Consider the following 26,817-nt stretch of genomic DNA (forward strand, 5'->3'; position numbering starts at 1 on the left):
ATCCGCGTCGATCGGAAGCTCAACTCCACCGACGTGGTGGACGCTTTGACGGACCTGTTCATCCTGCGCGGGCCGCCTGAGTTCATCCGTTCCGACAATGGCCCCGAATTCGTGGCCACGAAGGTCCGCGACTGGATCGAAGCTGTCGGCGCCAAGACCGCCTTCATCGAACCGGGATCGCCCTGGGAGAACGGCTACTGCGAGAGTTTCAATGCCCGCTTCCGCAACGAGCTGCTCGACGCAGAGATCTTCTACACGCTGCGTGAGGCACAGATCCTGATCGAGCGATGGCGGAGGCATTACAACACCGTCAGGCCCCACAGCGCCTTGGGCTATCGGCCACCTGCACCAGAAAGCATCGTGCCCGTCGACCGGAGGCCGACCATGCACTAACAATTAACCTGGAGCACTCAGACGGGGCAGCTCAACGCCATGCGGTCGACACCTGACAGCGTATAAAGCATGTAGCTTTCGCCGGAGGCCCCGACGACGTTGTAGAAGAACGCGCCGAACTGGGCACCGGTGAGCTCGACCCCGGCATCGGTGACCATCTGCACCAGCGCCTCGTGATCCAGCTCGGCCGCCACTCCCGCTCCGGTCCGGTTCAAGGTTTCCAAGAGCCGTGCCTGATCGTTCAGCGCTTCCTGGACCGAGTATCTCTCCAGGATCAGGGCCGTGATCCGGGCCACCAGATCGAGAAAATCATCCTCTCGCCTCGTCGGCAGGCCGGGTTTGGGGCTGTAGATCGCGAAGGTGCCCAGCACCTTGCCCTTGGCGCCCACGACCGGATGCGACCAGCAGGCGCGCAGGCCATGCGGCAGGGCCAGATCGCGGAAATCCTTCCAGAGCGGGTCGGTCGCGATGTCGGCGACGTGGACCGGAGCACCTTCATAGGCGGCGGTGCCGCAGGACCCGACCGCCGGCCCGATCGCGACACCGTCGATGGCGTCGGTATAGGACTTGGCCAAGCCGATTGCGGCGCCGTGGTAGAGTCTGCCGCCCTCCTTGTCGGTCAGAAGGATCGAGCAGGCGGCCTCCCGGCCAACGAAGTTCTGAACCGCCCGCATCAGCTCGTCGAGGATCAGTTCGAGGGGCCGCTCCTGCAGCGTCAATTCCAGAAGCTTGTGCTGGAGAACCTGCAGCTCGTCGGTTTTCTCTTCGGCGGGTTCCGTGACCGACGCATCAAGGATCGTGCAGAGCACCCCCGCCGGTCGGCCGTGATCGTCCGCAACAGGTGCGAGCGACATTGCGTTCGTCAGGGCGGGACTGCCGTGGATCGGGGGAGATGACAACTTCAGCCGGGCCGCTTTTCCCCCTTCCGTGACCCCGGCCAGAACCGGCTCTATTTCGCTCCAGAACGCCGCGAGGCCCTGCGCCGCCGGCTGTCCGAGAGCCTCGGGATGCGCCGTGCCAAGCAGTGGGCGGTAGGCGTCATTGTAGAACAGGTGCTGCTCGGGGCCCCAGCACATCCAGCTCGGCAGGGGAGATGCCAGCATGATCTGTAGTGCCGTCTTGAGGCTTTGCGGCCAGTCACACGGAGACCCGAGGGGATGCCCATGCCACCCCCATGCCTCGATCATCGCCCCGACTTCGCCCCCGCCCTCGAGGAACATCAGTCGTTCGTCGGCACCTGAAAGCATGCACGTCCCTCCTGTTCGGGCGATGTAGCACGCCGCAAACGTACAAACTACTATGGGCGCCGGGCGCGGCAAGGAACTGCTTGATAGGAGACGCGCCCGGGCGACCCGACTGCCGACCCCGCCTCGGCCGCCTTTCACGCGGTCATACCCAAGAAGCGGGCATTTATCCCGAATGCTGCGGTGTTCGGCTTCCCGCGTGACCCTCCGGATCATCAGCATCACGCGCGACGGGCCGATCCGCGCGTCCGATAGGCAGGTTCACTCCAGGCTTCCGACCGATCGCAGATATCGGTACCGCTCGTCGGGGCCATTCTTGTGCCGAAGCTGCTCCACATGCGCCGCGAGGATCGGCAGATCCTCTGCCGCCCGGGACAGGGAGAACTCGAATGGCTGCCTGCCGCCGCATGAAAGCCTTGCCAGCATGGCGCTGATCGGAGCCAGGGCCGTGTCGAGCGATGTCGCGGCACCGGTAAGGCGTTCGGCGATCTTGTCCGCCATGCCACCGGGGGCCCGCCCCTCCGGGCGCATCGACGCCCGAACCACGGCCACCTCGGCACGGGCAGGCCGATAGCCCGCCGCCATCACCCGGTCGATCAGGTCGCGGTCCTCGCGGCTTGGCAGAGCGCGGAAACCACCGACCGCGCGATAGACCGCCCGGCGTATTCCGAGATTGGCCCCGCCGGCGGTGTTGAGCCCGATCGAGGTCGCTTCGTCCTCTGAGACGAGGCGCGCGAACTCCATCGAGAGCCGCATGTAGTCGTCCTCGATCTGGCCGCCGCGCCGCACCTTCTCGAGCATCTCCGGAGGCAGGTCGTCGAGCCCCTCGATGCGGCCCAGCACCGCCGGATGCGTCTCGAGAGCGGCTCTCATGGCGCCGATCCAGCCCGGCTCCGCCTGGCAATCGGCATCGGTGGATAGAAAGGCCGTGGCTTGCGGGCTGAACCGCATCGCCAGGAGATGCCCGAGCCGACGCGCCCGCCCGACGCCGCCGCGCGGTAACCAAATTTCGCTCAGCACCAGGGCCAGCTTATGCCGACGGGCGCGGTCGCGAACGATCGCCGCCGTGTCGTCCTCGGTGTTGTTCACGCAGACATGGAGGGCGCAATCCCGCCGCCCCTCCTGTGCCGCCAGCGCATCGAGACAGGCGCCGATGCGCTCGGCCTCGTTGCAGGCGGGGATGACCACCACCGCACCGGCGGTCGCGACCGCGTCGTGGCCAAAGACCTCGCAGACCGGTTTCATCGCCCTTCCTCCGCCACGTCGATGCGGTAGCGGTCGGTCGAGGTCACGCACCGCAAAGCCCTGCGGCTACTGGCGCGGAAAATCTCGAGCGCCTCCTCTCCCTGAAGCGCATTGCCGCTCGGCCCCAGCCAGGTCACGCAGACCAGATCGGCGGCAGGCCAGCGCCGGTCGATCTGCTGCGCGAGGGCGGCAAGTCCCGGAGGGTCGAGGAAGTAGAGCACTTCTGACAGCAGCAGCAGGTCATGGTCTCCTCCCGGCAGCGGGGCCGGCAGGAAGAGCCGGTGAAAACGCCCTTTCGGGATGGCCCGCCTGGCGGCGTCGAGCGCCGTCTGCACCGCGTCGACACCGGTATAGGCCGCGCAGTGTGGTGCGACATGACGCGCCAGCTCGCCATTGCCGCAACCCAGTTCCAGCGCGGAACGGTAGGTGCGTCGCGGCAAGGCTGCGCAGGTGGCACGGAACTTGGCCTGCTCGTAGGCGCTGGTGCGAAACGACCACGGATCGTCGCCTACAGCGTAGATCCGTTCCAGTTGATCGCATGACACCGCGGTCATGCCGCCCCCTCGAAGTAGATCTCGTCGCCGGTTTCGAACTGCGTGCGGAAGGATTCGGGCAGGACGAAGCCGTCGGGATCGTCCTGCACCACCTGCCCGAGTTGGCTGCGATGCGCGGTGATGGCCGCGGCCTTTGCCTCGCGCGATGCGGAGATGTCGAAGCGATGCTCGATGCGATGCGGCAGACGTACCCGGTAGGAGGGATCGTGCCAGCCCGACCAGACGGGATAGAACAGCAGCCGCGTGCCCGCGCGCAGGGCGGCGATGCGGGCAATCTCGGCCGTGGCCTCGTGATCGCAATGCGGGTCGGTCGGGGCGGGCGCGATGAGAACCTGGGCACCCGCCGCATGGATGATTTCCACTACCGCTTCGGCGATTTCGTCGAAGCGGTGTGCAAGCCCGGGCATGCCCGCATCGGGCAGCCCGAGCCGGGTAACGCAGGCCGGATCGCCGCCAAGCGCCGCGATCGCCGCATCGAGTTCGCGCGCCCGCAGCCCGGCCAGCCGCGCCCGGGGCCATTCGAGCGACCCCGGATGCGAGGCACCGCCATCTGTCATGCAGATCACACGCGCGCCCGGTCCCGCGAAGGCCTTGGCCAGCAGCGCGCCGCAGCCCAGCGACTCGTCATCGGGATGCGGCGCGAGCACGACCGGAGGGCGGCCCTTGGTCAAGTCATGGAGGCTCGCCTTGCGCATGAGATCAGCCATCGAGCCAGTCTCCCAACGGCCTGTCCCCCATCAGAAATGCGCGACCGACCGTCACCGAGAAGGCGTCTCGCGCCGCCTGGCGCATGTAGCAGGCGAGGTCGCGGGCCATGCGTCCGACCCGGTCCGCTTCGTCGAACATCGACAGGCCCACCGAGCGCTCGACCGCAGCGATCGCGTCCTGGCCGATCTCCTCGCCGAGAAGCCGCACCGACAGCGAACGCGTCGCGGCGGCCTCCGGTGCAGCCATCCCGTCCTCCCCACTGGCGATCTCGCCGGCGCGCAGGATGGCGGGCCAGGCCGAGACCACGCGGCCGGCGATCGGCGCCAGCCGCAACAGATGCGCTTCGGCTTCCTCCTGACCGCGAGCCCGCAACGCATCGGACGCCCGTTCCAGCAGCCCCACGATCCCGCCCAGCGTCACGGCGGCGATACGCCAGGTGCCGCCAAGGAAATGCGGCTCACGCGTGTAGACATCCGGCCCGCCGAGCGGCCGCCCCGGCAGACCTTCGCAATCGAAGCCTCCGGAGCGGCTGTCCTGCATGCCGGACATGCGCCACGCGCCCGGATCGTGGCGCGTCGCATCCCGGGCATCGACAATGAACAGCCGTTGCCCTTCCGGTGATGCCGCACTCACGATGGCGCGGTCGACATGGCCCAGCCCGGAGGCAAAGCGCTTGGCACCCGAGAGCCGATCGCCGGTTGCGCTGACGGGTTTGGCACCGTCGGCGCCCCACACCCCGAACAGCCATCCCGCCTCCATCTGTGCCTGGCATTCCGACCGTAGCTCCGGGTCGGCATAGGTTTCGATGAGATGGCGGGCATTCACATGGCCCTCGTAGAGCCGGCCGAGCGACAGGTCGGCCTCACCGATCCGGCGCATGGCCCGCGCCGCGGCTCTCCAGTCCGCTGCCTCAAGAAGGCCGGCACATCGCAGAAGATGTACCGCTTCATCGAAATCCCGCTGCGCCGCCTGCTCCAGACGCGACCGAAAGGACCGGTCAACACCGCCCTCATCGGGCGCGCCTCGTCTCGGCTCTTTTTCGAATTGTCGAGGCATGGCAGGTTCCGATGCTTCCTTTGCCGCAACAACCTGCGGGGGGAGCCACCAGTTCCTAAGCCCGAATGACGCGGGAAACGCTGGGCCGCAGGAGATGAATGGCCGTGGGCGAAAGCCCTGCCGGCGGGCTGAGTTCCCGCGCTCGGGACCATCGCCGGGCGCCACCCTTACCCGCTCTCGTTGGATCGCGAGAGCCGACCGCCGCTCTGCTTGGACAGGACGAAGCGGAACGGCTTGGCGTTTCTGCCGAGGGGCCACCGCATTGGAGAGGAAGGCACCCCCCCCTGCGGGATGGTCAGGAACCGCTCCCCATGCGTTCGACCCGTGATGGCGAACAAGCCGCAGGAAGATGAGGAGGCGAGCGCCGCTCCGGGGCCTTGAAAGCCGCCTCGGGCTCGGCTGGAGATGCGTGGACGGAAATATGCCCCCCTGCGGGGAACCGGGCCTGATAGACGCGCCCACGGCAGGCACTATCTTCCTGCCATGGATCTCACGAACCTTCTCGGCGACGCCTCATCGGACCTGACGGCCTTTCAACTGGGCCTGCGAGCCATTGTGGTCTTCGTTTTCGCCGTCGCCCTGTTCCGCCTCCTGCCCCGGAAGTCGCTTGCCAACACCTCGGTCATCGACGTGGTGCTGACCGTGCTGATCGGCTCCAGCTTGAGCCGCGCTTTGACGGGCAATGCTCCGCTTGGGCCCGTGATGGTGGCCTGCATTGTCCTTGGGGGGCTTTGGGTCGCGATGGGCTGGCTCGCGATCCACAGCGAGGTGTTCTCGCGGCTGTTGAAGGGAAGGCCTCTCGAAGTGATCCGAAACGGGGCAGTGGACGAAGCCGTGCTACGTCATGCCCAGATGGGACGGCGTGACCTTGAGCAGAAGATCCGTGGTCAGGGATATGCCCGTATCGAAGATGTGCCGCTGGCCTATATCGAGAGAAACGGCTCGGTCTCGGTGGTATCCGAAGATTGACTGCAGGCATCCAACCAAGCCCTTCACCGCCGCCTGAAATCTGGAAGCGGATCGAAGGCAGGCAGTGCCGAATGATCGAAGTTGGAAGCCTGTCACTTCGTCCATGCTGGCACGGGCAAGGGGCCTTGGGTCATATACGGATTGGAGACGGGATAATGGATGCGGGGCGCCTTCAAGCCCGAGCCGTGCTCCGGTTGAAGCATCCTGGTCTTTCCGGAAATAGGCTTTCGTGCCGGTTGGGGGATGCGGGAATGCTCTAGACCACGGCCGCGGGAGGCATCACGCGTCTGGAGCGAATGTCCCAACCGAGGCCGAAGGTGCCATCGCATCGACCCGCAGTGTCGTAGGGTCGATGCTGGGCATCGCTACCGATTTCTGCCCGGCGGGCCGGGGCCGGTTCCGTAAGGTTCGGGGCCATGGCTCTGGATCGGCCCTTCAAGTGAACTAATTTTCGATCTCAGCGATTGGCCATGGCGTATGCGACCGAGACGGATGGGTGAGAGATGAGCGATCAGGCGCATCGGACGGCAAGTGATCGGGAAACCGAGCGCGGGAACGACTTCGATCGGGCCCGCGAGCAGGCGCAGCGCATGCAGATCCACGCCGAATCCGGGGTGCTGTTCGAGCAGGCGATGGCGCAGACGCGCATGGCGATCTGCCTGGCCGACCCCAACCAGGAAGATCAGCCGATCGTCTTCGTCAACCGCGCCTTCCGCGAGCTGACCGGCTATGAGGAGGACGAGATCGTCGGCCGCAACTGCCGGTTCCTGCAGGGCCCCGGGACCGACCCGGCGCAGGTGCGCAAGCTGCGCGAGGCGATCGCCTCCGAGGACGTGGTGGTGGTGGAGCTGCTGAACTACCGCAAGGATGGCAGCACCTTCTGGAACGCGCTGCATCTGGGGCCGATCTACAACGAGGACGGCTCGGTCCGCTATCTCTTCGGCTCGCAATGGGACGTGACCGATGTCCATGCGGCGCGGGCCGACGAGAAGCACGCGCGGATGATGGAGCGCGAGATCAGCCACCGCATGAAGAACATGTTCGCGGTGATCTCCTCGATCGTCACCATGACCGGCAAGCTCGACGGGGCCGAGGGGCTGGCCGAGAAGATCAACGCGCGGATCAGGTCGCTGGGCCGCGCGCACGAGGCGATGCTCGAGGTCTCCTTCACCGAAGGGCCGACCGATCCGCGCAAGCTGTTCGAGGATCTCCTGACCCCCTATGCGCCGCAGGGGCGGGACAGCCTGACGCTGAGCGGGGGCAAGGTGCCGCTCGACAGCAACGTGGTCTCGGTGCTGGCGCTGACGCTGCACGAGCTGGCGATCAACGCGGTCAAGCATGGGGCCTTCGCCGCGCAGGAGGGGCACGTGTCGCTGGAATGGCAGGTGATCGACGGTTCCGATGGGGACGGGCGGCTGCGGCTGCTCTGGACCGAGACCGGCGGTGCCGATCCGGGCCCCGGGCCGGAGCGCTACGGTGTCGGCATGACGATCATCGGTCGAATGCTCGCCATGGGCGAGGGCGAGATCCGCTACGACTGGCGCGCCGAGGGGTTGCGCGTCGACATCCAATTCCCGACCAGTATCTGAGGCCGTAATGAACATGATGGACCGCTCGACCGATGCCGGCCGCGCCAGCCTTTCGGGCAAGACCATCCTCGTGGTCGAGGACGAGGTGCTGATCGCGATGGACATCAACGAGAGCCTAGAAGAGGCGGGCGCGCGGGTGGTCTATGGCCGCAACCTGCGACAGGGGCTCGAGCGGGTGGAACAGCCGATCGACGTCGCCCTGCTCGACGTCTCGCTCGGGCATTCGGAGACCTGCCTTCCGATCGTCGAGAGGTTGCGGGCGCGGGGCGTGCCCTTCGTGCTGCATTCGGGCGATGTGCAGCGCCTCGGCGAGACGATCACCAATATCGGCGCGCCGGTACTGGAAAAACCCTGCGACCTCGCCGTGATCCGGCGCGCCTTGGTCGAGGCGCTCGCGACCGTCTGAGCGTTCGGACGAATCGCGCTTTCGCTCAGCTGCAACTCGCGGTTATCCCGATCAGCGAAACGAAATTCCTTATGGTTGAGTTGCCCGTTTTCATTTCGCGGCATTCGCCGGCAAATGTCATTGCAATCGCTCCGCGAAAACCAACCTGCTGACAAAAACTTAGAGTGCAGCGTCCTGCGGACCGGGCATAACAATGTTACGGAAATTCAGCCTCGAATGGTCGCATTGTTGCGAAATTCGCCAAAAAATAGTAGTTTGAGCCTACCGATGACGCAGCGTAAGCCTATTTAAGCGGCGTTGCCTTCGGTTCATTCACCGTTAGATGGCTTTCCCCCGGTCACGCGTCGGAACGGGGAAGTCGTCCTTTAATAAATGATTGGAAACGCCATGAAAACGTTGCTTCTGGCGAGCGGTCTGTTTTGTGCCGCTCTGATAATTCCATCTTTATCCTCGGGCCAAATGGCAGCGCAGAAAACTCCGACCTATTTCGACGGCGTCCTCTCCAAGCTCACGGAAAATGGCTATCGCGACGCCCGGCTCGTCGATGCGGAGGCGCGCCGGATCGTCGCCTTCGACGCCACGGGCAGCGAGGTATCACTGACCATTCATCCGCGCGATGGGAGCATCGAGACCTGGGACTACGTCAGGCTGCTCGACCGTTGATCGATCAAGGCGCAAGGGAGGAAACTAATATGAAATCGACCATTCGCATCACCATCGTGATCGGCCTGCTGGTCGCGGGCTCGATCGCCAGCGCGCAGGCGGCGCGGGTGCCGCAGCGCGTTCAGGACTTCGCGAGCCTCGGCTGGACGATAACGGGTCATCTGGGGCAGTCGGAGGGGCAGGAACGGATGCTGGTCCGCGATTCCGAAGGGCAGGAACGGGTCGCGGTGCTGCACTCCTATTCGGGTCTCGTCACCTTCGAGAAACTGCCGCATCCGGCGGAACGCTGAACCGGTCCCGCAGCGAAAGAGGGGCGGCCGGGAGGGCCGCCCCTCGGGACGTCTCAGCCCTTCTTCAGGGCCTTCTGGCCCAGCACTTCGGCGATCTGCACCGCGTTGAGCGCCGCGCCCTTGCGCAGGTTGTCGGAGACGCACCACAGGTTCAGGCCGTTCTCGACGGTGCTGTCCTGGCGAATGCGCGAGATGAAGGTGGCGAAATCGCCGACGCATTCGACCGGCGTCACGTAGCCACCCGGCTCGCGCTTGTCGATCACCATGATGCCCGGGGCCTCGCGCAGGATGTCACGGGCCTCGTCCTCGTCGAGGAACTCCTCGAACTCGATGTTGAGCGCCTCGGAATGGCCGACGAAGACCGGGACCCGCACGCAGGTGGCGGTGAGCTTGATGGCGGGGTCGAGGATCTTCTTGGTCTCGACGACCATCTTCCACTCTTCCTTGGTGCCGCCGTCCTCCATGAAGACGTCGATATGCGGGATCACGTTGAAGGCGATCTGGCGCGGATAGACCGAGGGCTCGACCTCCTGGCCGGGCACGTACATGCCCTTGGTCTGGTTCCACAGCTCATCGATCGCGTCCTTGCCGGTGCCCGAGACCGACTGGTAGGTCGAGACGACGACGCGCTTGATCTTGGCGCGGTCATGCAGCGGCTTGAGCGCCACGACCATCTGCGCGGTCGAGCAGTTCGGGTTCGCGATGATGTTCTTCTTGGTGTAGCCCATCACCGCGTCGGCATTGACCTCGGGCACCACCAGCGGCACGTCGGGGTCCATGCGGTAGAGCGACGAGTTGTCGATCACCACGCAGCCCTGCGAGGCGGCCTTGGGAGCGTATTCCTTGGTGGCCTCGGAGCCCACGGCGAAGAGCGCGATGTCCCAGCCGGTGAAGTCGAAGGCGGCGAGGTCCTGAGTTTTCAAAGTTCGATCGCCGAAGCTCACCTCGGTGCCGAGCGAGCGGCGGCTGGCGAGAACGGCGATTTCCTCGATCGGAAACGCGCGCTCGTCCAGGATGTTGAGCATTTCGCGACCCACGTTGCCCGTGGCGCCGACGACGACGACCTTGTAGCCCATGTTCTGGAGCCTCCTGAAAGTTCGAGCGGTCCCTACACGTTTCGCGACGGAAGGGAAAGCGCCCGCAGGCGGTTCAAAGCTGTCATGCGGGGAAAAACTGGTCGGAGTGAGAGGATTCGAACCTCCGACCCCCTGCTCCCGAAGCAGGTGCGCTACCAGGCTGCGCTACACTCCGACCGTGGCGCCGACCTAACGCCTTGTTTGCGGCTTTGCAAGAGGGGCCGCGTTCATTCCGCGCGGAAACGCCCGGGCCGCAGGAACCGCTTGAGCACGCTGGCGCGCGGCGCCGATCCGGTCTCGTAGCGCAGCCGGGTCTGCGAGACGGGACGGTGCGCCGAGTTGCCGCCGCGGCCCTCGCGCGCCACGATGTAGATGCCCGAGGCGATGATGATGCCGGCGCCCAGCGCCGTGGGCCCGTCGGGCAATTCGTCGAAGAACAGCGCGCCGTAGCCGGTGGCCCAGATGATCTGGCTGTACTGCATCGGCGCGACCACCACCGCCTCGCCGGTGGAGTAGGCCGCGACCATGATGCGGCCGCCGGTCCAGCCCAGTACGGCGATCAGCGCCATCAGCCCGAAATCCTCGAGCGGCATCGGCTTGTAGACGAAGCTCAGCGCCGCGCCCATCAGCACGAAGTTGGCGACCATCGGGTAGAGAAGCAGCACCACCGGCCGTTCGTCATGGCCGATCTTGCGCACCACGATCGAGGCGGTCGAGCCGCCGACCGCGACGCCAAGCGCCGCGAGATGGCCCAGCGACAGCTCGGTCTGGCCGGGGCGCAGCACGATCAGCACGCCGGCGAGGCCGACCAGCACCGCCGCCCAGCGGCGGGCGCCGACGGTTTCGCCCAGCACCGGGATCGCCAGCACGGTGATCAGCAGCGGCGTCGCGAAGATCAACGCGTAGACCTGCGCCAGCGGCAGCACCGAAAAGGCGTAGAAGGCGCAGATCGCCGTCAGGAAACCGGCGCAGGTGCGCAGCGCGACCCACCATGGGTGGCGCGGGCGCAGCGTGCCGGGTTCGGGGTCGCCGATAATCATCACAAGCGCCAGCGGGAAGGCCAGCGTCACCGAGAAGAAGATCAGCTGCACCGGCGAGTAGCCGCTGCCCAGCACCTTGATGACCACGTCATGCGTGGCGAAGACGCCGAAGGACACAAGCGCCAGCAGCGCGCCTTTCGCATTGTCGCCCATGCGCGTTCTCCCGGTCAGGCTGGTGGTGTTAGCGCCAGCAATGGCCGAGCCCGGGGTGCGATGCAACCCGGGGTCAAGCGTTGCGGGCAGGTTTCCCCGCCCGCAAGCGGATCAGAGCGAAGCGTCGAGCGCGGCGATGATCGCGTCGCCCATCTCGGCGGTGGAGATCGGCGTGCCGCCCTCGGGGCCGAGCAGGTCGGCGGTGCGCTTGCCATCGGCCAGCACCTTCTCGACGGCCTGTTCGAGGCGGGTCGCCTCGTCGCCCTTGTCGAAGCTGTAGCGCAGCGCCATGGCGAAGCTCAGGATGCAGGCGATCGGGTTCGCCTTGCCCTGACCGGCGATGTCGGGGGCCGAGCCGTGCACCGGCTCGTAGAGCGCCTTGGGGCGACCATTGGCCATCGGCGCGCCCAGGCTCGCGGAGGGCAGCATGCCCAAGCTACCGGTGAGCATCGCGGCGGCGTCCGAAAGGAGGTCGCCGAACAGGTTGTCGGTGACGATCACGTCGAACTGCTTGGGCCAGCGGCAGAGCTGCATGGCGCCGGCATCGGCATACATGTGGCTCAGCTCGACATCCGGGTACTCGGCCTCGTGGATCTCGGTCACCACCTGGCGCCAGAGCACGCCCGATTCCATGACGTTGGCCTTCTCCATCGAGCAGACCTTGTTGCCGCGGCGGCGGGCCAGCTCGAAGGCCGAGCGCGCGACGCGGGCGATCTCGCTCTCGGTATAGCGCTGGGTGTTGATGCCGACGCGCTCGTTGCCTTCCTTGTGGATGCCGCGCGGCTCGCCGAAATAGACGCCCGAGGTCAGCTCGCGCACGATCATGATGTCGAGCCCGGCGACCACGTCGCGCTTGAGCGAGGAGAAGTCGGCCAGCGCGTCGAAGCACTGCGCCGGGCGCAGGTTCGAGAACAGGTCCATTTCCTTGCGCAGGCGCAGCAGGCCGCGCTCGGGCTTCACCGAGAAGTCGAGCGTGTCGTATTTCGGCCCGCCCACGGCACCGAGCAGCACGGCGTCGGCGTTCTGGGCGCGTTCCATCGTCGCGTCGGTGAGCGGCGTGCCATGCGCGTCATAGGCGGCGCCGCCGACGAGATCCTCTTCGACGTCGAAGGCGAGGTCGCGCTTCTCGCCGTACCAGCCGATGATCTTCTTCACCTCGTTCATGACTTCGGGACCGATGCCGTCGCCGGCGAGGATCAGAAGGGAAGGATTGGACACGTTGCGGGCTCCGGATTGAAACGAATGGAATGGCGATGCGGTAGCCTGTGGCCGTCGCAGGGTCAAGTTCGCGCCCCGCCCTCCGATGCCGCGCGCCAACCCGAAACCGGGTGCCATGTGAACCTGAAAAGGGCAGACGAGGCGGCGCGCCCCCTTGGTCGATCTTTCCTGAAATACGCAGATCCCGCCGCCGACCCGATGCGCTCACTCCAGTTCGAGGTCGACCCAGACCAGCCGGTGCGCCGAGGCCTTTGCCGCGGCTTCGGCCAGCGGGCCCGTGATGGGCCAGGTCACGCCGGCGCCGGTGACCCGCAGCCCTGCGCGCGAGGGCAGAACGTAATCGACCCGCAGGTTGCCCGGACCCATTGGCGGGTCTTCCCAATCGGCGGTATCGAGCGCCGGATCGCCCGCCTGGCCCGGTGTCGCGTTCGCGCGGCCGCCGGGGCTGCGGGGCTGGGGGTCGACGAGGCGCGGATCGGCGAGCAGGGCGCGCATCGCGGCGCGACGGCCCTCGCCATCGGCCGGGTCGAGATTGGCGAGGCCGATGATCGCGAAGGGCGGCGCCGGTGGTGGGCCGAGATCGCCGTCCAGAAACCGCAGCCAGAGCCGGATCTCGTCTAGATTGCGCAAGCCGTTGAGATCCTCGGGCCCGTCGAAGACCGGCGGCGTGGCGGCGAAGGCCATGAGGGTGAGCGGCCCCTGCGGCGTCTCGGCCCGCACCACCCAGTGCCCGGTGCTCGACAGGCGTCGCGCAGCCTGCGCCTCGGCCGATGGAAAGGGGGCGTCGTCCGTTTTGGGCTGCGCCGCGCCGGGCAGGTCGCGCCAGAGCAACCCGGTGAAGTCATGCACGAGGGAGATCGGAAAACGCGACAGCAGCGCCATCGCGCCGTCGCCGGTGAAGCGGCCATAGCCATGGGCGTCGCGCGCCCGGTCGCGGCGGCCATCGCCGTCCAGATCCAGCCCGGAGGCCAGCCCGGCATTCGAGGACGGGGCGAGGAGATAGGGGTAATCCGGTCCGCCCGTCTCGCGCAGCAGCGCCGCGAAGGCCGCAAGCGCGACACCTCGGGCATCGCGGTCGAAACCGGTGAGCAGCAGCATGTCGGGGGCGGTGTCGGTAATGACGCGGGCAACGGCCGTGACCTGCGCCTCGCCCCGGCGGATGTCACGCAGCAGCAGTCCGGGGCCGTCGCGGCTCAGCGCCGGGGCGTAGGTGGCGAGCCGCAGGGGTTCGGCCGAGAGGGGGGGCGCCAGAGGCGCGAGCGGGGCGGCAAGAAGGACGGCGAGAAGGGCGCGACCGAGGCGCGCCCCAAGGCTCACGCGGGCATCAGCCCGGCTTCGCGCGCCGAGGCCCGCTCGCGCTGGGCGCCGATCATGTCGGCGACGCGCTGCAGCGCCACGCCGCGCATCAACAGGCTCGCGGGCAGGAAGGCCCAGCCGGTCATGGTCCAGATCAGCGTATGCGGGTTCGACAGGTCGATCGGCCCGAAGATCGGCGCGCCGATGTTGAACAGGGCCGGCACGATGAAGGGCAGCAGGAAGCCCAGCACGAGGTTGACCTGCCCGTCGCGGCGCAGGCGCCAGATCACGTCCGGGCCCGAGGTCGGATCGAAGGTCGGTAGGTTGATCCAGACGTTGAAATTGCCCGAGCGCATCGGCCAGCCCCGAAAGCGCAGCAGTGCCACGAAGATCAGCAGCGACGCCAGCGACAGCAGGTAGCTCAGCGCGGCGCCGACCCGGACCTGGTCGGCCAGCGCGCCGGAGGTGCCTTCCGGCAGTGTCAGCATCACCAGCCGCACCGGGGAATAGGGCATGTCGAGCGCATGGCCCAGCGGCGCCGTCAGCGCCGCGACAAGCGCCGTGAAGGTGGAGGCGTCGTCGGCATGACCCGCCAGCAGCGACAGCAGGAACACCGAGAGCGCCGCCGTGGCGAAACGGATGCGGTTGAAGGGCGGCGCATCGCGGAATTCGACCAAGCTCGGCGACAGCGAGGTGTATTCGACCGCGGTGAACAGCCCCGCGGCGATCGCCACCAGCGCCACGATCTCCGGGGTGCCGGAACCGCCCGTCTGCAGCAGCATCGATGGTGTTGCGATCAGCAACATCATCAGCACCGCCCGCAGGAGTCCACCTGTCAGTCGCGCGACCATAGTCTGCCCATTCCTGCGCCGGGCGGCCACGTTTTGATATCGCGGCTCTTTACCGGCGAATTTCGGCCCAAGCGGGCCGTCATGCCTCAATCCTGCCACTATTTGTGCCCTTTCCCAGTTCAGGCGGCAACGCATAGTTCTCAAGAAGCGCTTGAACTGCGGCGCTTTTGCGACGGAGTCGGCACTGCAATGGACCGATAATGGGGCCTTCGATCAGCAACTTATGCCTTTTGGAGAGGGTATATAGTGGCTGTTCGGGCAGGTCCTACCAGACAGGGTAGGGCAGGCGTGACCTTACGGCACGAGCAACACCCCATCGTCACAATGCGAAAAGGGCGGCCCGCCGGGCCGCCCTTTTCCTGTCCGAATCTTCGATCTCAGACCCAGGGGCGGGCCTGGCTCGCCTGGCTTTCGAAGCTGTCGATGGCGCTTGCCTTCTCCAGCGTCAGGCCGATGTCGTCGAGCCCCTCGAGCAGGCAGTGCTTGCGGAAGGGGTCGACCTCGAAGTGGAAGCTCTCGCCCTCGGAGGTGGTCACGGTCTGGTTCTCGAGGTCGATGTCGAGCCGCGCGTTCGAGCCCTTTTCGGCGTCCTTCATCAGCACGTCGACCTGCTCCTGGGGCAGCACGATCGGCAGGATGCCGTTCTTGAAGCAGTTGTTGAAGAAGATGTCGGCGAAGCTCGTCGAGATCACGCATTTGATCCCGAAATCCTTGATCGCCCAAGGCGCGTGCTCACGCGACGAGCCGCAGCCGAAATTGTCGCCGGCGACGATGATCTCGGCGTTGCGGTAGGCCGGGTTGTTGAGCACGAAATCGGGGTTCTCCGACCCGTCGTCGAGATAACGCATCTCGGCGAACAGGTTCACGCCCAGCCCGGACCGCTTGATGGTCTTCAGGAACTGCTTGGGGATGATCATGTCCGTGTCGATGTTGACCAGCGGCATGGGGGCGGCGACGCCCGAGAAGCTTTCGAACTTGTCCATCACATCATCTCCCGCACGTCGGTCAGGTGTCCGGTGATCGCGGCGGCCGCCGCCATTGCCGGGCTCATCAGGTGGGTGCGCCCGCCCTTGCCCTGGCGCCCCTCGAAATTGCGGTTCGAGGTCGCGGCGCAGCGCTCGCCCGGGGCCAGCTGGTCGGGGTTCATCGCCAGGCACATCGAGCAGCCGGCGAGGCGCCACTCGAAGCCTGCCTCCTTGAAGATGTCGGCGAGCCCCTCTTCCTCGGCCTGGGCGCGCACGAGGCCCGAGCCCGGCACGACCATGGCACGCATGCCGTCCTTGATCTTCTTGCCCTTGAGGATCGCCGCGGCGGCGCGCAGATCCTCGATCCGGCCATTGGTGCAGGACCCGATGAAGACCGTGTCGATCTTGATCTCCTTGAGCGGCGTGCCGGCGGTCAGCCCCATGTAGTCGAGCGCGCGCTTGGCCGCCTCGACCTTGCCGCCCTTGAAGGCGGTCGGGTCGGGCACGACATCGGTGATCGGCAGCACATCCTCGGGCGAGGTGCCCCAGGTGACGACCGGGGCGATGTCCTCGCCACGGATCGTGACGACCTTGTCCCAATGCGCGTCGTCATCGGAATAGAGCGTCTTCCACCACTCCATGGCGGCTTCCCACTGCGCACCCTTCGGCGCGTGCGGGCGGCCCTTCACATAGGCGAAGGTGGTCTCGTCGGGGGCGATCAGACCGGCGCGGGCGCCGCCTTCGATCGCCATGTTGCAGACCGTCATCCGGCCTTCCATCGACAGCGAGCGGATCGCCTCGCCGCAATACTCGATGACGTAGCCGGTGCCGCCGGCGGTGCCGGTCTTGCCGATCACCGAGAGGGTGATGTCCTTGGCGGTGACGCCCGGCGCCAGCTGGCCGGTGATCTCCACCTTCATGTTCTTGGACTTCGACTGGATCAGCGTCTGCGTGGCGAGCACGTGCTCGACCTCCGAGGTGCCGATGCCATGCGCCAGCGCCCCGAAGGCGCCATGCGTCGCGGTGTGGCTGTCGCCGCAGACCACGGTCATGCCGGGCAGGGTCCAGCCCTGCTCGGGGCCGACGATGTGGACGATGCCCTGACGCACGTCCGAGACCGGGTAGTAGTTGATGCCGAAGTCGCGGGCGTTCTTGTCGAGCGCCTCGACCTGGATCCGGCTGTCCTCGTTCTCGATGACCTTGTCGCGGCCCTCGGTGGTGGGGACGTTGTGGTCCGGCACGGCGATGGTCTTTTCGGGCGCGCGCACCTGGCGGCCGGCCATGCGCAGCCCCTCGAAGGCCTGCGGGCTGGTGACCTCGTGCACGAGGTGGCGGTCGATATAGAGCAGGCCGGTGCCGTCCTCGGCCTGATGGACGAGATGCGCGTCCCAGATCTTGTCGTAGAGTGTCTTGCCGGTCATGGAGTGGTCCTCTTGCGGCTGGATATGTCTGACAGGGCGCGCGGCTGCGCGCCGAAGGGTCGAGCGGGCGCCAGAGCGCCCCGCCGCGTCAAAGCCGCGCGAGGATCGTGCAGGTTGCGCCGAAGAACCGCCAGGGCAGGCGCGCGCGATCATCCATGTCGAAGACCCGAGTCATGGCGTTCAGATACTCCCTCGGACCCTGCGGCACAAGAGCCTGCGGCGGCTGGACCGGGGGGCGGCGGCGCTACATGCTCTGCACGTAAAAGAGAGGGCAGAGCGCGCGATGGAGCCGGAAACCGGGGTGGAGGAGGTGGCGGAGACCGCCACGGCGGAGGCCGAGGCGGCCGCCGCCGAAATGGCGGAGCAGGCGGCCGAGGCGCCGGAGGTTCTGGCCGAGGCGGCCGAGGATCTGGGCCATCGGCTGCTGAGCGATGCCGAGCGGGTGTTGCAGGGCGTGATGCAGCCCTGGAACGCGTGGCAGTTGCTGATCCTCTTCGGGGCCTTCGCGCTGGCGCATCTGGGCCGCGCCTGGCTCGGGCCGAAACTGCATGACTGGATGCGGCACCGCGAGGGCTGGCCGCGCTGGCGGATGCGCTATGCGGTGACGCTGCACCGGCGTCTGCGCGCGGTGCTGTTCGTGACGCTGCTGTGGATCGCCGTGGCGGTGGTGCGGCAGCTCGACCCGCCAGCCGGCGCGGCGGTGCTGCGGATCGCCGCCAACCTTGCCACCGGCTGGCTCTTCGTGGCGCTGGTGTCGCGGCTGATCGTCAATCCGCTCTTGCGCGGCATCGTGCGCTACGGCGCATGGGCCTGGATCACCCTGCGCATCCTCGACCTGACCACCGAGACGGCGCGGCTGCTCGACGGGCTCGCGATCCAGGCCGGCGATCTGCGGATCTCGGTGCTTCTGGTGCTGAAGGCGGCGCTGGTGCTGGGCGTCGCCTTCTTCGTGGCGCGGCTGCTGGCGCGCAGCTCGGCGCACCGGATCGAGAGCAACCGGGAGATCAGCCCTTCGATGCAGGTGCTGGCGGTCAAGCTCAGCCAGCTGCTGTTCTACGGCATCGCGGTCTTCGTCGGGTTGCGCGCGGTGGGGGTGGACCTCACCGGCCTCGCGGTGTTGTCGGGCGCGATCGGCGTCGGCCTCGGCTTCGGACTGCAGAAGGTGGTGTCGAACCTGGTCTCGGGGCTGATCATCCTGATGGACAAGTCGATCAAGCCCGGCGACGTGATCTCGGTCGGCCAGACCTTCGGCTGGATCTCGACGCTGGGCGCGCGCTACGCCTCCGTCGTCACCCGCGATGGCAAGGAATACCTGATCCCGAACGAGGACCTGATCACCACCCAGGTGGTGAACTGGACCCATTCCGACAACTCGGTGCGGATCGATCTGGATTTCGGCACCTCCTATGGCGACGATCCGCATCTGGTGCGCCGGGTCGCGATCGCGGCGGCGGCGGGCTGCGAGCGGGTTCTGGAAAAGCCGGCACCGGTCTGCCATATCACCGCCTTCGGCGATTCGAGCGTGAACTACCTGCTGCGCTTCTGGATCGACGACGCGACGGCGGGGCTCACCAATATCCGCGGCGACGTGTTTCTCGCTCTGTGGGACGCGTTCAAGGCCGAGGGCATCTCGATTCCCTTCCCGCAGCGCGAGGTCCGGGTGCTCGACGGCTCCGCCCTGCGTGTCGCGCGACCCACCGCCGAGTGATCGGATGCGAGGTGCGGGATCGTTGAAAACGACCCCCCCCCTTGCTACATTTGAAACATGCCCGGCGCCGGGGCAAAGTCGGCGGCGTGAAACCGGAGGATGATGACCTGTCCCTTTCCACCCAAGCGGCGCAAGCTGCTCCCCAGGGCGCGGGCCTGATGGCCGGGGCGCCCTCCGCGACGAGCGAAAAGCTGCTGGCAGCGATCCTCGTCTCCCTCGATGACGACAAGGCCGAAGACGTCGTGCAGATCGATCTGCGCGGGCGCTCCGAGATGGGCGATTACATGGTGATCGCATCGGGCCGCTCCTCGCGTCAGGTCGCCGCCATCGCCGAACACCTGACGGACAAGCTCAAGCAGGATTACGGCGTGCTCTCGAAGACCGAGGGCAAGGAGACCGGCGACTGGGTGCTGATCGATACCGGCGACGTGATCGTGCACGTGTTCCGACCCGAGGTGCGCGAGTTCTACCAGCTGGAGAAGATGTGGGCGCCCCAGGGGGCGGCCGCCGACGCCTTCCGCTGATGCGCGTCAGGATCTGCGCGGTGGGCCGGATGAAATCCGGCCCCGAGCGCGCCTTGGTCGAGGACTACACCACCCGGTTCGACCGGACCGGGCGGGCGCTGGGCCTCGGGCCGCTCACGATCACCGAGGTCGACGACCGCAAGGGCGGCGGCATGGCCGCCGAGGCGGCGCTGCTCGACCGCGCCATTCCCGGCGGCGCGGTGATCTGCGCCATGGACGAGCACGGCCGCGAGATGAGCTCGCCCGATTTCGCGAACATGCTGGCGGGCTGGCGCGACCAGGGCCGGGCGGAAGTGGCCTTCGTGATCGGCGGCGCCGACGGCATCGACCCGGCGCTGCGTTCCCGCGCCGATGCCATGCTGTCCTTCGGCCCGATGGTCTGGCCGCACATGCTGGTGCGCGCGATGCTGAGCGAACAGCTCTACCGCGCCGCCTCGATCCTCGCCGGAGCGCCCTATCACCGGGTCTGAGATGGGGCCCGACGGCATGCTCTGACCCCGCGTCAGTGGACAATCGGAACGCTTTGGCTCAGGACTGGCGCGAAACGTTCCCGAGGAGGCTTTCCCGATGGCGACACCCAAACCCGTGGTCCTGTGCATTCTCGACGGCTGGGGGCTACGCGCCGAAACGGAAGGCAACGCGCCGGCGCTGGCCCGCACCCCGGCCTTCGACCGGATCATGCAAGGCCCCAACGCGACCTTGACCACGCATGGGCCGGATGTGGGCCTGCCCTCGGGGCAGATGGGCAATTCCGAGGTCGGTCACACTAATATCGGCGCGGGCCGGGTCGTCGCCATGGATCTCGGCCAGATCGATCTCGCGATCGAGGACGGGAGCTTCTTCGAGGCCGAGGCGATCGCAGATTTCGCCAAGACGTTGCAGGATTCGGGCGGCACCGCGCATCTGTTCGGCGTCGTCTCGGATGGCGGCGTGCATGGTCACCTCGACCATATCGTCGCCGCGGCCCGGGCACTGCGCGACCGCGACGTGGCGGTGACGGTGCACGCCATCACCGACGGGCGCGACGTCGCCCCGAAATCGGCGGATGCCTATCTCGAGGACCTGATCGAGAAGCTGCCCGAGGGCACTCGCATCGCGACCGTGATCGGCCGCTACTTCGCCATGGACCGCGACAATCGCTGGGACCGGGTGAAGACCGCCTATGACGCCATCGTCAAGGGCGAGGGCCGCGCGGCCGCCGATCCGCTGGCGGCGGTGAAGGCCGCCTGGGACGCGGGCCAAACCGACGAGTTCATCCCCGCCACGGTGATCGGCGACTATGCCGGCATGCAGCCGCAGGACGGGCTGTTCTGCCTCAATTTCCGGGCCGACCGGGCGCGGGAGATCCTCGCGGCCATCGCCGATCCGGCGTTCGACGGCTTCGAGCGCGGTGACGCCCCGGCACTGGCCGCGAGGCTCGGCATGGTCGAATATTCCGACAAGCATGTCGCCTGGTACGAGACGGTGTTCCCCAAGCGCGACATCGTCAACACGCTGGGCGCCTGGGTCGCTTCCAAGGGGCTGACGCAGTTCCGTCTCGCCGAGACCGAGAAGTACCCGCATGTCACCTTTTTTCTCAATGGCGGCAAGGAGGAGCCGGAGGAAGGCGAGGACCGGTTCATGCCGAAATCGCCCAATGTCGCCACCTATGACATGCTGCCCGAGATGTCGGCCGACGAGGTGACCGAGGCCTTCGTGGCGGCCATCGGCAAGGGCTACGACCTGATCGTCACCAACTTCGCCAACCCCGACATGGTCGGCCATACCGGCGATCTCGATGCCGCGATCCGTGCCTGCGAGGCGGTGGATCAGGGCCTGGCCAAGGTCTGCGCGGCGCTTGAACAGGCGGGCGGCGCGATGATCGTGACCGCCGATCACGGCAATTGCGAGATGATGATCGACCCCGAAACCGGCGGGCCGCACACCTCGCATACGCTGAACCCGGTTCCCGTCGCGCTGTTCGGCGGCCCCGAGGGGGCACGCTTGCGCGACGGTCGGCTTGCCGATCTGGCACCGACGCTTCTGGACCTGATGGGCCTCGACCTGCCGCCCGAGATGACCGGGCGCAGCCTCATCGGATGAGGGCGGCGCTTTTCCTCGCCTTGGCGCTGATGGCCGCGCCGGCCACCGCGCAGGAGACGGCGGCGGCGGCGCGGGCCGCCGCCGAGCGTCTCGCCGCCGCCTCGCAGCAGCTCGACGCGGCGCAGGGCGCGCGCGACCGGGTCTCGGCGCTGACCGAAACGGTGCGGGCCTACGAGGCGGGTCTGACGGCGCTGCGCGACGGGCTGCGCCGCGCCGCGATCCGCGAGCGGGCCATCGCGGTGGAACTGGAGGCGCGACGCGACGAGATCGCGGAGCTGCTGGGCGCGCTGCAATCCATGTCGCGTGCCCCGGCACCGCTCTTGCTGCTGCACCCGGCCGGACCGCTGGGCACCGCGCGTGCCGGGCTAATCGCCTCGGAGGTCACGCCGGCGCTGCAGGCCGAAGCCGAGCGGCTGCGGGCCGACCTGCAGGAGGCCGCCGACCTCGCGGCGCTGCAGCAAAGCGCGATCTCCACGCTGGAGGAGGGGCTTTCGGGGGCCCAAAGCGCGCGCAGCGCATTGTCCGAGGCGATTTCCGAGCGCACCGACCTGCCGATGCGCTTTACCGAGAATCCGGTGGCGACGGCGCTGCTGATCGCCTCGACCGACACGCTGGACGGCTTTGCGTCAGGCTTGGCGCAGACCATCGATGCCGAGCTGTCGAGCACGGTGCCGGACGCCACCGGTCTCAAGGGACGGATCCCGCTCCCTGTGCAGGGGCAGGTGCTGCGCGGTTTCGGCGAGGCGGATGCGGCAGGCGTCACCCGGCCGGGTCTGGTGATCGCCACCGCGCCGCGCAGCCTCGTCACCACCCCGGTGGCGGCGACGCTGCGGTTTCGCGGCGAGTTGCTCGATTACGGCAATGTCGCGATCCTCGAACCGGCGGCGGGCGTCCTGGTGATCCTGGCCGGGCTGGCCGAGGTCTATGGCCGTACCGGAGAGATCCTGCCGGCGGGCGCGGCGCTGGGCCTGATGGGCGGAGACCCGCCCGCACCGCACGAAATCTTGACCGAAACGGCGCAGGGCGGTGGCGCGCCGCGGTCGGAAACGCTTTATCTGGAAGTACGGGAGGGGGATGCCCCCGTCGACCCCGAAACATGGTTCGCGCCGGCCTGACCGGCGCGCGCCCGAAAGGCGGCCCGGGCCGCAGGCAGAGGGAATGTTGCGCATGAGGAAACTGGTACTGGCGGCGCTTGGCGGAACCGCGCTCGGACTGATCGTCACGACGCAGGTGGCCGGACCGCTCGTCGCTCAGGAGGCCGAGCGCAATGCCAGCGTCTATGAGCAGCTCGATCTGTTCGGCGACATCTTCGAGCGGATTCGCGCCGAATATGTCGAGGAGGTCGATGAGGGCGACCTGATCGAGGCTGCCATCAACGGCATGTTGACCTCGCTCGACCCGCATTCGAGCTACCTGTCGCCCGAGGACGCGGCTGACATGCGTACCCAGACTCGCGGCGAGTTCGGCGGGCTTGGCATCGAGGTCACGCAGGAAGAGGGGATCGTCAAGGTCGTCTCGCCGATGGATGGCACCCCGGCCGATGCGGCGGGCATCCTCGCGGGCGATTTCATCACCGCCGTCGACGGCGAGAGCGTTCTGGGCCTGACCCTCGACGAGGCGGTGGACCTGATGCGCGGGCCGGTCGGCTCGGAGATCGTCATCACCGTGGTGCGCGACGGCGAGGACGAGCCCTTCGACGTCTCGATCATCCGCGACACGATCAAGCTCAACGCGGTGCGCGCGCGCACCGAGGGCGACACCATCGTGATGCGCGTCACCACCTTCAACGACCAGACCTTCCCGGACCTGAAGAAGGGTCTGGCCGAGGAGATCGAGAAGGCCGGCGGGCTCGAGAACGTCAACGGCGTGGTGCTCGATCTGCGCAACAACCCCGGCGGTCTGCTGAACCAGGCGATCTACGTCTCCGACGCCTTCCTCGAGGCGGGCGAGATCGTCTCGACCCGTGGCCGCGACGTCGAGCAATCGGACCGCAACAACGCCACGCCCGGCGACCTGATCGAGGGCAAGCCGATGGTGGTGCTGATCAACAGCGGCTCGGCATCGGCCTCGGAGATCGTCGCCGGCGCGCTGCAGGATCATCGCCGGGCGATCGTCGTGGGCACCCAGAGCTTCGGCAAGGGCTCGGTGCAGACGGTGATGCCGCTCAGGGGCGAGGGCGCGATGCGCCTGACCACGGCGCGCTACTACACGCCCTCGGGGCGCTCGATCCAGGCGCTGGGCATCTCGCCCGACATCATCGTCGAGCAGCCGCGCCCCGCGCCCGTGGAGGAGACCGAGGAGGACACGACGGCGCGGCCGCTGCGTTCGGAGGCCGACCTGCGCGGCAGTCTCGACAATGACAGCCTCTCGGAGGACGAGCTGAAGCAGCTCGAGGCGGATCGCGAGCGCGCCGAGAAGGCCGCCGAGCTGCGCGAGCAGGACTACCAACTCGCCTATGCGATCGACATCCTCAAGGGGCTCTCGGCGCTCGGTCCCCGCGCGCTGGCCGATCCCGAGAAGCGCGCCGAGGCGGCGGGGGAGGCGGCTCAGTGAGGCCTGCCAGCATCGCCGCACTGCCGTTCCGCCCCTGCGTGGGCGTCATGCTGGTCAACGAAGAGGGCCGGGTCTTCGTCGGCCAGCGGATCGACCGCGACCAGGAGGCCTGGCAGATGCCGCAGGGCGGCATCGACGCGGGCGAGGACGCCCGCGCCGCGGCGCTGCGCGAGCTCGAGGAGGAGACCGGCATCACCGCCGACAAGGTCGACATCGTGGCCCAGACCGAGGAGCCGTTGCGCTACGACCTGCCGATGGAGGTGGTGCCGCATATCTGGGGCGGGCGCTATCGCGGCCAGGCCCAGACCTGGGTCCTCGCCCGCTTTAGGGGCGAGGCGCGCGACATCGACATCGCCACCAAGCACCCGGAGTTCAGCGCATGGAAATGGATCGACCCCGCCGAGCTGCCCGAGGCCATCGTGCCGTTCAAGCGCCACGTCTACGAGCAGGTGCTGGAGCGGCTCGGGCCGCTCATCTGATCGCCGCCGGGCTGGCGATCCTCGCCGCCGGCCCGGCCTCGGCGCTCTCCTGCCTCGTGCCCGACCCGGTGCGGAGCTTTTCGGAGATCCACGCCGCGCCCGAGACCTACCGCGCCTATGTCGGACGGTTCGCGTTCGACGCATCGAAGCTGCCGCCCATGCAGGACCTCTCCCAACCGGTGAGCGCGACGCCGAACCCGGTGCCCGCCGATTTCACGGGCCACCAGCTGGGCCCCACCGGTTTCGACACGCCGGTCGGGACGGCGATGGTGCTGCAACCCTCCTGCGCGGGCCCGTGGTGCGGCAGCCTCGCGCCCGGCGACGAGGTGCTGGTCTTCGCGCGGGTCGAGGACGGGCGGCTCATCGTCGATCTCGACCCCTGCCCGGGCAAGGTGCAGGCCGCGCCCGACACGGCGATGCGCGAGAGGCTCGCCGCCTGCATGCGCGGCGAAGACTGCAGGGCGGTCGAATGAAGGATGAGCCCATGGCGGCACGGATCGCGCCGATCACCCTCGACGACGTCGAGGGCTTCCACGCCGCGCTCGACGGGGTGGCGCGCGAGCGGCGCTTCCTCGCCTCCTTCGAGGCCCCGCCCCTCGACGCCGCGCGGGCCTTCGTCGAGGCGAACCTGCACGAGGGCAACCCGCAATTCGTGGCGCATGAGGGCGACCGCATCGTCGGATGGTGCGACATCAAGAGGTCGGGCCGGCCGGTCCACACGCATTGCGGCGTCCTGGGCATGGGCGTCGTCGCCGATCGCCGCGGCGCCGGGATTGGCCGGGCGCTGCTGCACGCGACGCTCGCGGCGGCGCGCGCGGCGGGGCTGCGCCGGGTGGAGCTCGACGTGCGGGCCTCCAACGGATCCGCGATCGCCCTCTACGAGCGCATGGGGTTTCGCCACGAGGGCCGGAAGGTCGCGGCCTATCATGTCGATGGCGCGTTCGACGACCTGCTGATCATGGGGCTGGTCTGGCCCGAGGAGGGGGCGGCGGGCTGAGCCCGCCGCGCGCTCAGCGCAGCCGCTTGAGCAGGCTCTCGGAGGCGAAGCCGTCAACCGGCAGGCCGTTGGCCCGCTGGTAGGCGCGGATCGCCTCGATCGAGTTCGGGCCGATGATGCCGTCGGCGCCGCCAGTGTTATAGCCCAGTGCCGTAAGCCGACTCTGGATCTCGGCCCGCTCGGCGCGCTTGAGCGCCCGGCCCGTTGCCATCTTGGTCCTGAGCGGCCCGGCACCGGCGATCCGGTCGCCCAGATGGCCCACGCCGATCGCGTAGGCGTCGGCGGCGTTGTAGCGCTTGATCACGTCGAAATTGCGGAAGGTCATGAAGGCCGCGCCCTGCGCGCCCTCGGGCACGAGGATCTCGGCCGCGCCGAAATCGCCGATCCGACCGCCGCTGGCGGCCTGCACGCCCAGGCTCTGCCACTCGGCCGCGCTCTTCTTGGTGCCGCCCGCGAGGCCGTAGTTGAAGCCTTGCGGCAGCACCACCTCGACTCCCCAGGGCTGGCCCTTGCGCCAGCCGAAATTCGACAGGTACTTGGCCGTCGAGGCGAGCCCGTCGGTCGGGTCGTCGGACCAGATGTCGCGGCGGCCGTCGCCCCGGAAATCGGCGGCATAGGCCTCGTAGCTCGTCGGGATGAACTGGGTGTGGCCCATCGCCCCGGCCCAGCTACCCTTCATGTTCTCTGGGCTGACATCGCCGTTCTGCAGGATCTTCAGCGCCGAGGTGAGCTGCTGCTCGAAGAAGCGGCCGCGCCGCCCCTCATAGGCCAGCGTCGCCAGAGCCGAGACCACCGGCACGTCGCCGCGTCGCTTGCCGAAATTGCTCTCCATGCCCCAGACCGCGAGCACGGTCTGCCGGTCGACGCCGTAACGAGCCTCGATCTCCGACAGCAGGCTCGCATATTGCGACAGCATCGCGCGGCCCGTCTCGACGCGCGTGTCGGAGGCGGCGGTAGAGAGGTATTCGCCGAGCGTCTTGGTGAATTCGGCCTGGTTGCGATCCTTCTCGATCACGCCGGGGATGTAGCCGGCGGAGGCGAAGGCGCGGTCGAAGGTGGCGCCGGAGACGCCGGCCGAGAGCGCGCGAGGGCGATAGCCCGCGACCCAGTTGGAAAAGCCGGAATTGGGGCGGGGGCGCATGTTCTCGTCCATCTGTTCCGCACGGGCCGGAGGGCGAGGCGAACTGTCGAGAGGGCCCGAGACCGCCCCGCATGATGCCAAGGCCGCGAGTGCGAGGCCCAGAAGGCCCGCCCGTGGAAGTGTCGTCAAGATCCGCACCGACTGCTCCTTTTCGTTTGTGGCAGCACTACCGCGATGCGGGTGAGTCGCCACAGGG

Annotated in this window: 28 protein-coding genes and 1 tRNA gene; 15 read left to right on the forward strand and 14 right to left on the reverse strand. The window is 67.7% G+C overall.

All coding sequences use genetic code 11. The features are described from left to right. The coding region (locus O4G76_RS00005; protein WP_269395418.1) for an integrase core domain-containing protein at nt 1–393 on the forward strand (393 nt) is incomplete at its 5' end. A gap of 17 nt (nt 394–410) precedes the next feature. Here the strand turns inward: O4G76_RS00005 and O4G76_RS00010 are convergent. The 5 genes from O4G76_RS00010 to O4G76_RS00030 form a co-directional block, all read right to left on the reverse strand. Then, nucleotides 411–1,496 (reverse strand): GAF domain-containing protein, encoded by a 1,086-nt coding sequence (locus tag O4G76_RS00010; RefSeq protein WP_269395419.1) that lies wholly within the window; start codon nt 1,494–1,496, stop codon nt 411–413. 402 nt (nt 1,497–1,898) lie between these two features. Continuing rightward, nucleotides 1,899–2,882 (reverse strand): glycosyltransferase family 2 protein, encoded by a 984-nt coding sequence (locus O4G76_RS00015; RefSeq protein WP_269395420.1) that lies wholly within the window; start codon nt 2,880–2,882, stop codon nt 1,899–1,901. Next, nucleotides 2,879–3,436 (reverse strand): trans-aconitate 2-methyltransferase, encoded by a 558-nt coding sequence (locus tag O4G76_RS00020; RefSeq protein WP_269395421.1) that lies wholly within the window; start codon nt 3,434–3,436, stop codon nt 2,879–2,881. The genes O4G76_RS00015 and O4G76_RS00020 overlap by 4 nt, the downstream gene beginning before the upstream one ends. Beyond that, nucleotides 3,433–4,107 (reverse strand): PIG-L deacetylase family protein, encoded by a 675-nt coding sequence (locus O4G76_RS00025; protein ID WP_269395422.1) that lies wholly within the window; start codon nt 4,105–4,107, stop codon nt 3,433–3,435. Before O4G76_RS00025 ends, O4G76_RS00020 begins: the two co-directional genes overlap by 4 nt. A 28-nt stretch (nt 4,108–4,135) precedes the next feature. After that, nucleotides 4,136–5,023, reverse strand: a complete 888-nt coding sequence (locus tag O4G76_RS00030; protein WP_269395423.1) for an acyl-CoA dehydrogenase — start codon at nt 5,021–5,023, stop codon at nt 4,136–4,138. Nucleotides 5,024–5,683: 660 nt separating this feature from the next. On the opposite strand from O4G76_RS00030, the gene O4G76_RS00035 reads away from it, so the two are divergent. The 5 genes from O4G76_RS00035 to O4G76_RS00055 all read left to right on the forward strand — a co-directional run bounded on the left by O4G76_RS00035 (nt 5,684) and on the right by O4G76_RS00055 (nt 9,117). Beyond that, a complete protein-coding gene (locus O4G76_RS00035; RefSeq protein WP_269395424.1) occupies nt 5,684–6,169 on the forward strand; it encodes a DUF421 domain-containing protein in 486 nt (161 codons plus the stop codon). A 503-nt stretch (nt 6,170–6,672) separates the two neighbouring features. Beyond that, nucleotides 6,673–7,758, forward strand: coding sequence for a PAS domain-containing protein (locus O4G76_RS00040; protein ID WP_269395425.1), 1,086 nt, complete (start codon nt 6,673–6,675; stop codon nt 7,756–7,758). Nucleotides 7,759–7,774: 16 nt separating this feature from the next. Further along, nucleotides 7,775–8,164, forward strand: a complete 390-nt coding sequence (locus O4G76_RS00045) for a response regulator (protein ID WP_269395426.1) — start codon at nt 7,775–7,777, stop codon at nt 8,162–8,164. A gap of 387 nt (nt 8,165–8,551) precedes the next feature. Next, nucleotides 8,552–8,827 carry a hypothetical protein gene (locus tag O4G76_RS00050; RefSeq protein WP_269395427.1) on the forward strand — a complete coding sequence of 92 codons (276 nt, stop codon included), beginning with the start codon at nt 8,552–8,554 and terminating at the stop codon, nt 8,825–8,827. Nucleotides 8,828–8,856: 29 nt separating this feature from the next. Continuing rightward, nucleotides 8,857–9,117, forward strand: coding sequence for a hypothetical protein (locus tag O4G76_RS00055; protein WP_269395428.1), 261 nt, complete (start codon nt 8,857–8,859; stop codon nt 9,115–9,117). Between the two features lie 53 nt (nt 9,118–9,170). Here O4G76_RS00055 and O4G76_RS00060 read toward each other — a convergent pair whose 3' ends face one another. The 8 genes from O4G76_RS00060 to leuC form a co-directional block, all read right to left on the reverse strand. Further along, nucleotides 9,171–10,193, reverse strand: a complete 1,023-nt coding sequence (locus O4G76_RS00060) for an aspartate-semialdehyde dehydrogenase (RefSeq protein WP_269395429.1) — start codon at nt 10,191–10,193, stop codon at nt 9,171–9,173. 98 nt (nt 10,194–10,291) lie between these two features. Further along, nucleotides 10,292–10,368 (reverse strand) — tRNA-Pro (locus O4G76_RS00065). Nucleotides 10,369–10,420: 52 nt separating this feature from the next. Then, nucleotides 10,421–11,386, reverse strand: a complete 966-nt coding sequence (locus O4G76_RS00070) for a DMT family transporter (protein ID WP_269395430.1) — start codon at nt 11,384–11,386, stop codon at nt 10,421–10,423. Between the two features lie 111 nt (nt 11,387–11,497). Next, nucleotides 11,498–12,604 (reverse strand): 3-isopropylmalate dehydrogenase, encoded by a 1,107-nt coding sequence (leuB, locus tag O4G76_RS00075; protein ID WP_269395431.1) that lies wholly within the window; start codon nt 12,602–12,604, stop codon nt 11,498–11,500. Between the two features lie 204 nt (nt 12,605–12,808). After that, entirely contained in the window at nt 12,809–13,921 is a 1,113-nt protein-coding gene (locus O4G76_RS00080; protein ID WP_269395432.1) for an endonuclease/exonuclease/phosphatase family protein, read from the reverse strand. Then, nucleotides 13,918–14,709, reverse strand: a complete 792-nt coding sequence (locus O4G76_RS00085) for a hypothetical protein (RefSeq protein WP_269395433.1) — start codon at nt 14,707–14,709, stop codon at nt 13,918–13,920. The genes O4G76_RS00080 and O4G76_RS00085 overlap by 4 nt, the downstream gene beginning before the upstream one ends. Nucleotides 14,710–15,128: 419 nt before the next feature. Beyond that, nucleotides 15,129–15,734, reverse strand: coding sequence for a 3-isopropylmalate dehydratase small subunit (leuD, locus tag O4G76_RS00090; protein ID WP_269395434.1), 606 nt, complete (start codon nt 15,732–15,734; stop codon nt 15,129–15,131). Continuing rightward, nucleotides 15,734–17,137, reverse strand: a complete 1,404-nt coding sequence (leuC, locus tag O4G76_RS00095) for a 3-isopropylmalate dehydratase large subunit (protein WP_269395435.1) — start codon at nt 17,135–17,137, stop codon at nt 15,734–15,736. The genes leuD and leuC overlap by 1 nt, the downstream gene beginning before the upstream one ends. A 283-nt stretch (nt 17,138–17,420) precedes the next feature. Between leuC and O4G76_RS00100 the strand changes: the two genes are divergently transcribed. The 9 genes from O4G76_RS00100 (at nt 17,421) to O4G76_RS00140 (ending at nt 25,480) form a co-directional block, all read left to right on the forward strand. After that, a complete protein-coding gene (locus O4G76_RS00100) occupies nt 17,421–18,845 on the forward strand; it encodes a mechanosensitive ion channel family protein (RefSeq protein ID WP_269395436.1) in 1,425 nt (474 codons plus the stop codon). A 158-nt stretch (nt 18,846–19,003) separates the two neighbouring features. Next, nucleotides 19,004–19,369, forward strand: a complete 366-nt coding sequence (rsfS, locus tag O4G76_RS00105) for a ribosome silencing factor (protein WP_085895134.1) — start codon at nt 19,004–19,006, stop codon at nt 19,367–19,369. Further along, nucleotides 19,369–19,839, forward strand: coding sequence for a 23S rRNA (pseudouridine(1915)-N(3))-methyltransferase RlmH (rlmH, locus tag O4G76_RS00110; protein ID WP_269395437.1), 471 nt, complete (start codon nt 19,369–19,371; stop codon nt 19,837–19,839). Before rsfS ends, rlmH begins: the two co-directional genes overlap by 1 nt. Nucleotides 19,840–19,936: 97 nt before the next feature. After that, nucleotides 19,937–21,451 carry a 2,3-bisphosphoglycerate-independent phosphoglycerate mutase gene (gene gpmI / locus O4G76_RS00115; RefSeq protein WP_269395438.1) on the forward strand — a complete coding sequence of 505 codons (1,515 nt, stop codon included), beginning with the start codon at nt 19,937–19,939 and terminating at the stop codon, nt 21,449–21,451. Further along, nucleotides 21,448–22,566, forward strand: a complete 1,119-nt coding sequence (locus tag O4G76_RS00120) for a murein hydrolase activator EnvC (protein WP_269395439.1) — start codon at nt 21,448–21,450, stop codon at nt 22,564–22,566. The genes gpmI and O4G76_RS00120 overlap by 4 nt, the downstream gene beginning before the upstream one ends. Before the next feature lie 52 nt (nt 22,567–22,618). Continuing rightward, nucleotides 22,619–24,004 carry a S41 family peptidase gene (locus tag O4G76_RS00125; protein ID WP_269395440.1) on the forward strand — a complete coding sequence of 462 codons (1,386 nt, stop codon included), beginning with the start codon at nt 22,619–22,621 and terminating at the stop codon, nt 24,002–24,004. Further along, complete coding sequence (locus O4G76_RS00130) at nt 24,001–24,483, forward strand: RNA pyrophosphohydrolase (RefSeq protein ID WP_269395441.1); 483 nt, start codon at nt 24,001–24,003, stop codon at nt 24,481–24,483. Before O4G76_RS00125 ends, O4G76_RS00130 begins: the two co-directional genes overlap by 4 nt. A gap of 68 nt (nt 24,484–24,551) precedes the next feature. After that, nucleotides 24,552–24,956, forward strand: a complete 405-nt coding sequence (locus O4G76_RS00135; RefSeq protein ID WP_269395442.1) for a hypothetical protein — start codon at nt 24,552–24,554, stop codon at nt 24,954–24,956. Nucleotides 24,957–24,967: 11 nt separating this feature from the next. Further along, nucleotides 24,968–25,480, forward strand: coding sequence for a GNAT family N-acetyltransferase (locus O4G76_RS00140; RefSeq protein WP_269395443.1), 513 nt, complete (start codon nt 24,968–24,970; stop codon nt 25,478–25,480). Nucleotides 25,481–25,493: 13 nt separating this feature from the next. Here O4G76_RS00140 and O4G76_RS00145 read toward each other — a convergent pair whose 3' ends face one another. Continuing rightward, on the reverse strand, nt 25,494–26,750 hold the full coding sequence (locus tag O4G76_RS00145) for a lytic murein transglycosylase (RefSeq protein WP_373568003.1): 1,257 nt from the start codon (nt 26,748–26,750) through the stop codon (nt 25,494–25,496). Nucleotides 26,751–26,817 lie beyond the last annotated feature (67 nt).

The organism is Limimaricola sp. G21655-S1, assembly GCF_027213785.1.
Classification (GTDB): Bacteria; Pseudomonadota; Alphaproteobacteria; order Rhodobacterales; family Rhodobacteraceae; genus Limimaricola.

Bases quoted from the DNA above. Each gene is read 5' to 3' on its own strand.
- O4G76_RS00010 (WP_269395419.1), bottom strand. From the start codon at position 1,496: ATGCTGGCATCTCCCCTGCCGAGCTGGATGTGCTGGGGCCCCGAGCAG.
- O4G76_RS00015 (WP_269395420.1), bottom strand. From the start codon at position 2,882: ATGAAACCGGTCTGCGAGGTCTTTGGCCACGACGCGGTCGCGACCGCC.
- O4G76_RS00020 (WP_269395421.1), bottom strand. From the start codon at position 3,436: ATGACCGCGGTGTCATGCGATCAACTGGAACGGATCTACGCTGTAGGC.
- O4G76_RS00030 (WP_269395423.1), bottom strand. From the start codon at position 5,023: ATGCGCCGGATCGGTGAGGCCGACCTGTCGCTCGGCCGGCTCTACGAG.
- O4G76_RS00035 (WP_269395424.1), top strand. From the start codon at position 5,684: ATGGATCTCACGAACCTTCTCGGCGACGCCTCATCGGACCTGACGGCC.
- O4G76_RS00040 (WP_269395425.1), top strand. From the start codon at position 6,673: ATGAGCGATCAGGCGCATCGGACGGCAAGTGATCGGGAAACCGAGCGC.
- O4G76_RS00045 (WP_269395426.1), top strand. From the start codon at position 7,775: ATGGACCGCTCGACCGATGCCGGCCGCGCCAGCCTTTCGGGCAAGACC.
- O4G76_RS00050 (WP_269395427.1), top strand. From the start codon at position 8,552: ATGAAAACGTTGCTTCTGGCGAGCGGTCTGTTTTGTGCCGCTCTGATA.
- O4G76_RS00055 (WP_269395428.1), top strand. From the start codon at position 8,857: ATGAAATCGACCATTCGCATCACCATCGTGATCGGCCTGCTGGTCGCG.
- O4G76_RS00060 (WP_269395429.1), bottom strand. From the start codon at position 10,193: ATGGGCTACAAGGTCGTCGTCGTCGGCGCCACGGGCAACGTGGGTCGC.
- O4G76_RS00070 (WP_269395430.1), bottom strand. From the start codon at position 11,386: ATGGGCGACAATGCGAAAGGCGCGCTGCTGGCGCTTGTGTCCTTCGGC.
- O4G76_RS00085 (WP_269395433.1), bottom strand. From the start codon at position 14,709: ATGATGTTGCTGATCGCAACACCATCGATGCTGCTGCAGACGGGCGGT.
- leuD (WP_269395434.1), bottom strand. From the start codon at position 15,734: ATGGACAAGTTCGAAAGCTTCTCGGGCGTCGCCGCCCCCATGCCGCTG.
- leuC (WP_269395435.1), bottom strand. From the start codon at position 17,137: ATGACCGGCAAGACACTCTACGACAAGATCTGGGACGCGCATCTCGTC.
- O4G76_RS00100 (WP_269395436.1), top strand. From the start codon at position 17,421: ATGGAGCCGGAAACCGGGGTGGAGGAGGTGGCGGAGACCGCCACGGCG.
- rsfS (WP_085895134.1), top strand. From the start codon at position 19,004: ATGGCCGGGGCGCCCTCCGCGACGAGCGAAAAGCTGCTGGCAGCGATC.
- rlmH (WP_269395437.1), top strand. From the start codon at position 19,369: ATGCGCGTCAGGATCTGCGCGGTGGGCCGGATGAAATCCGGCCCCGAG.
- gpmI (WP_269395438.1), top strand. From the start codon at position 19,937: ATGGCGACACCCAAACCCGTGGTCCTGTGCATTCTCGACGGCTGGGGG.
- O4G76_RS00120 (WP_269395439.1), top strand. From the start codon at position 21,448: ATGAGGGCGGCGCTTTTCCTCGCCTTGGCGCTGATGGCCGCGCCGGCC.
- O4G76_RS00125 (WP_269395440.1), top strand. From the start codon at position 22,619: ATGAGGAAACTGGTACTGGCGGCGCTTGGCGGAACCGCGCTCGGACTG.
- O4G76_RS00140 (WP_269395443.1), top strand. From the start codon at position 24,968: ATGGCGGCACGGATCGCGCCGATCACCCTCGACGACGTCGAGGGCTTC.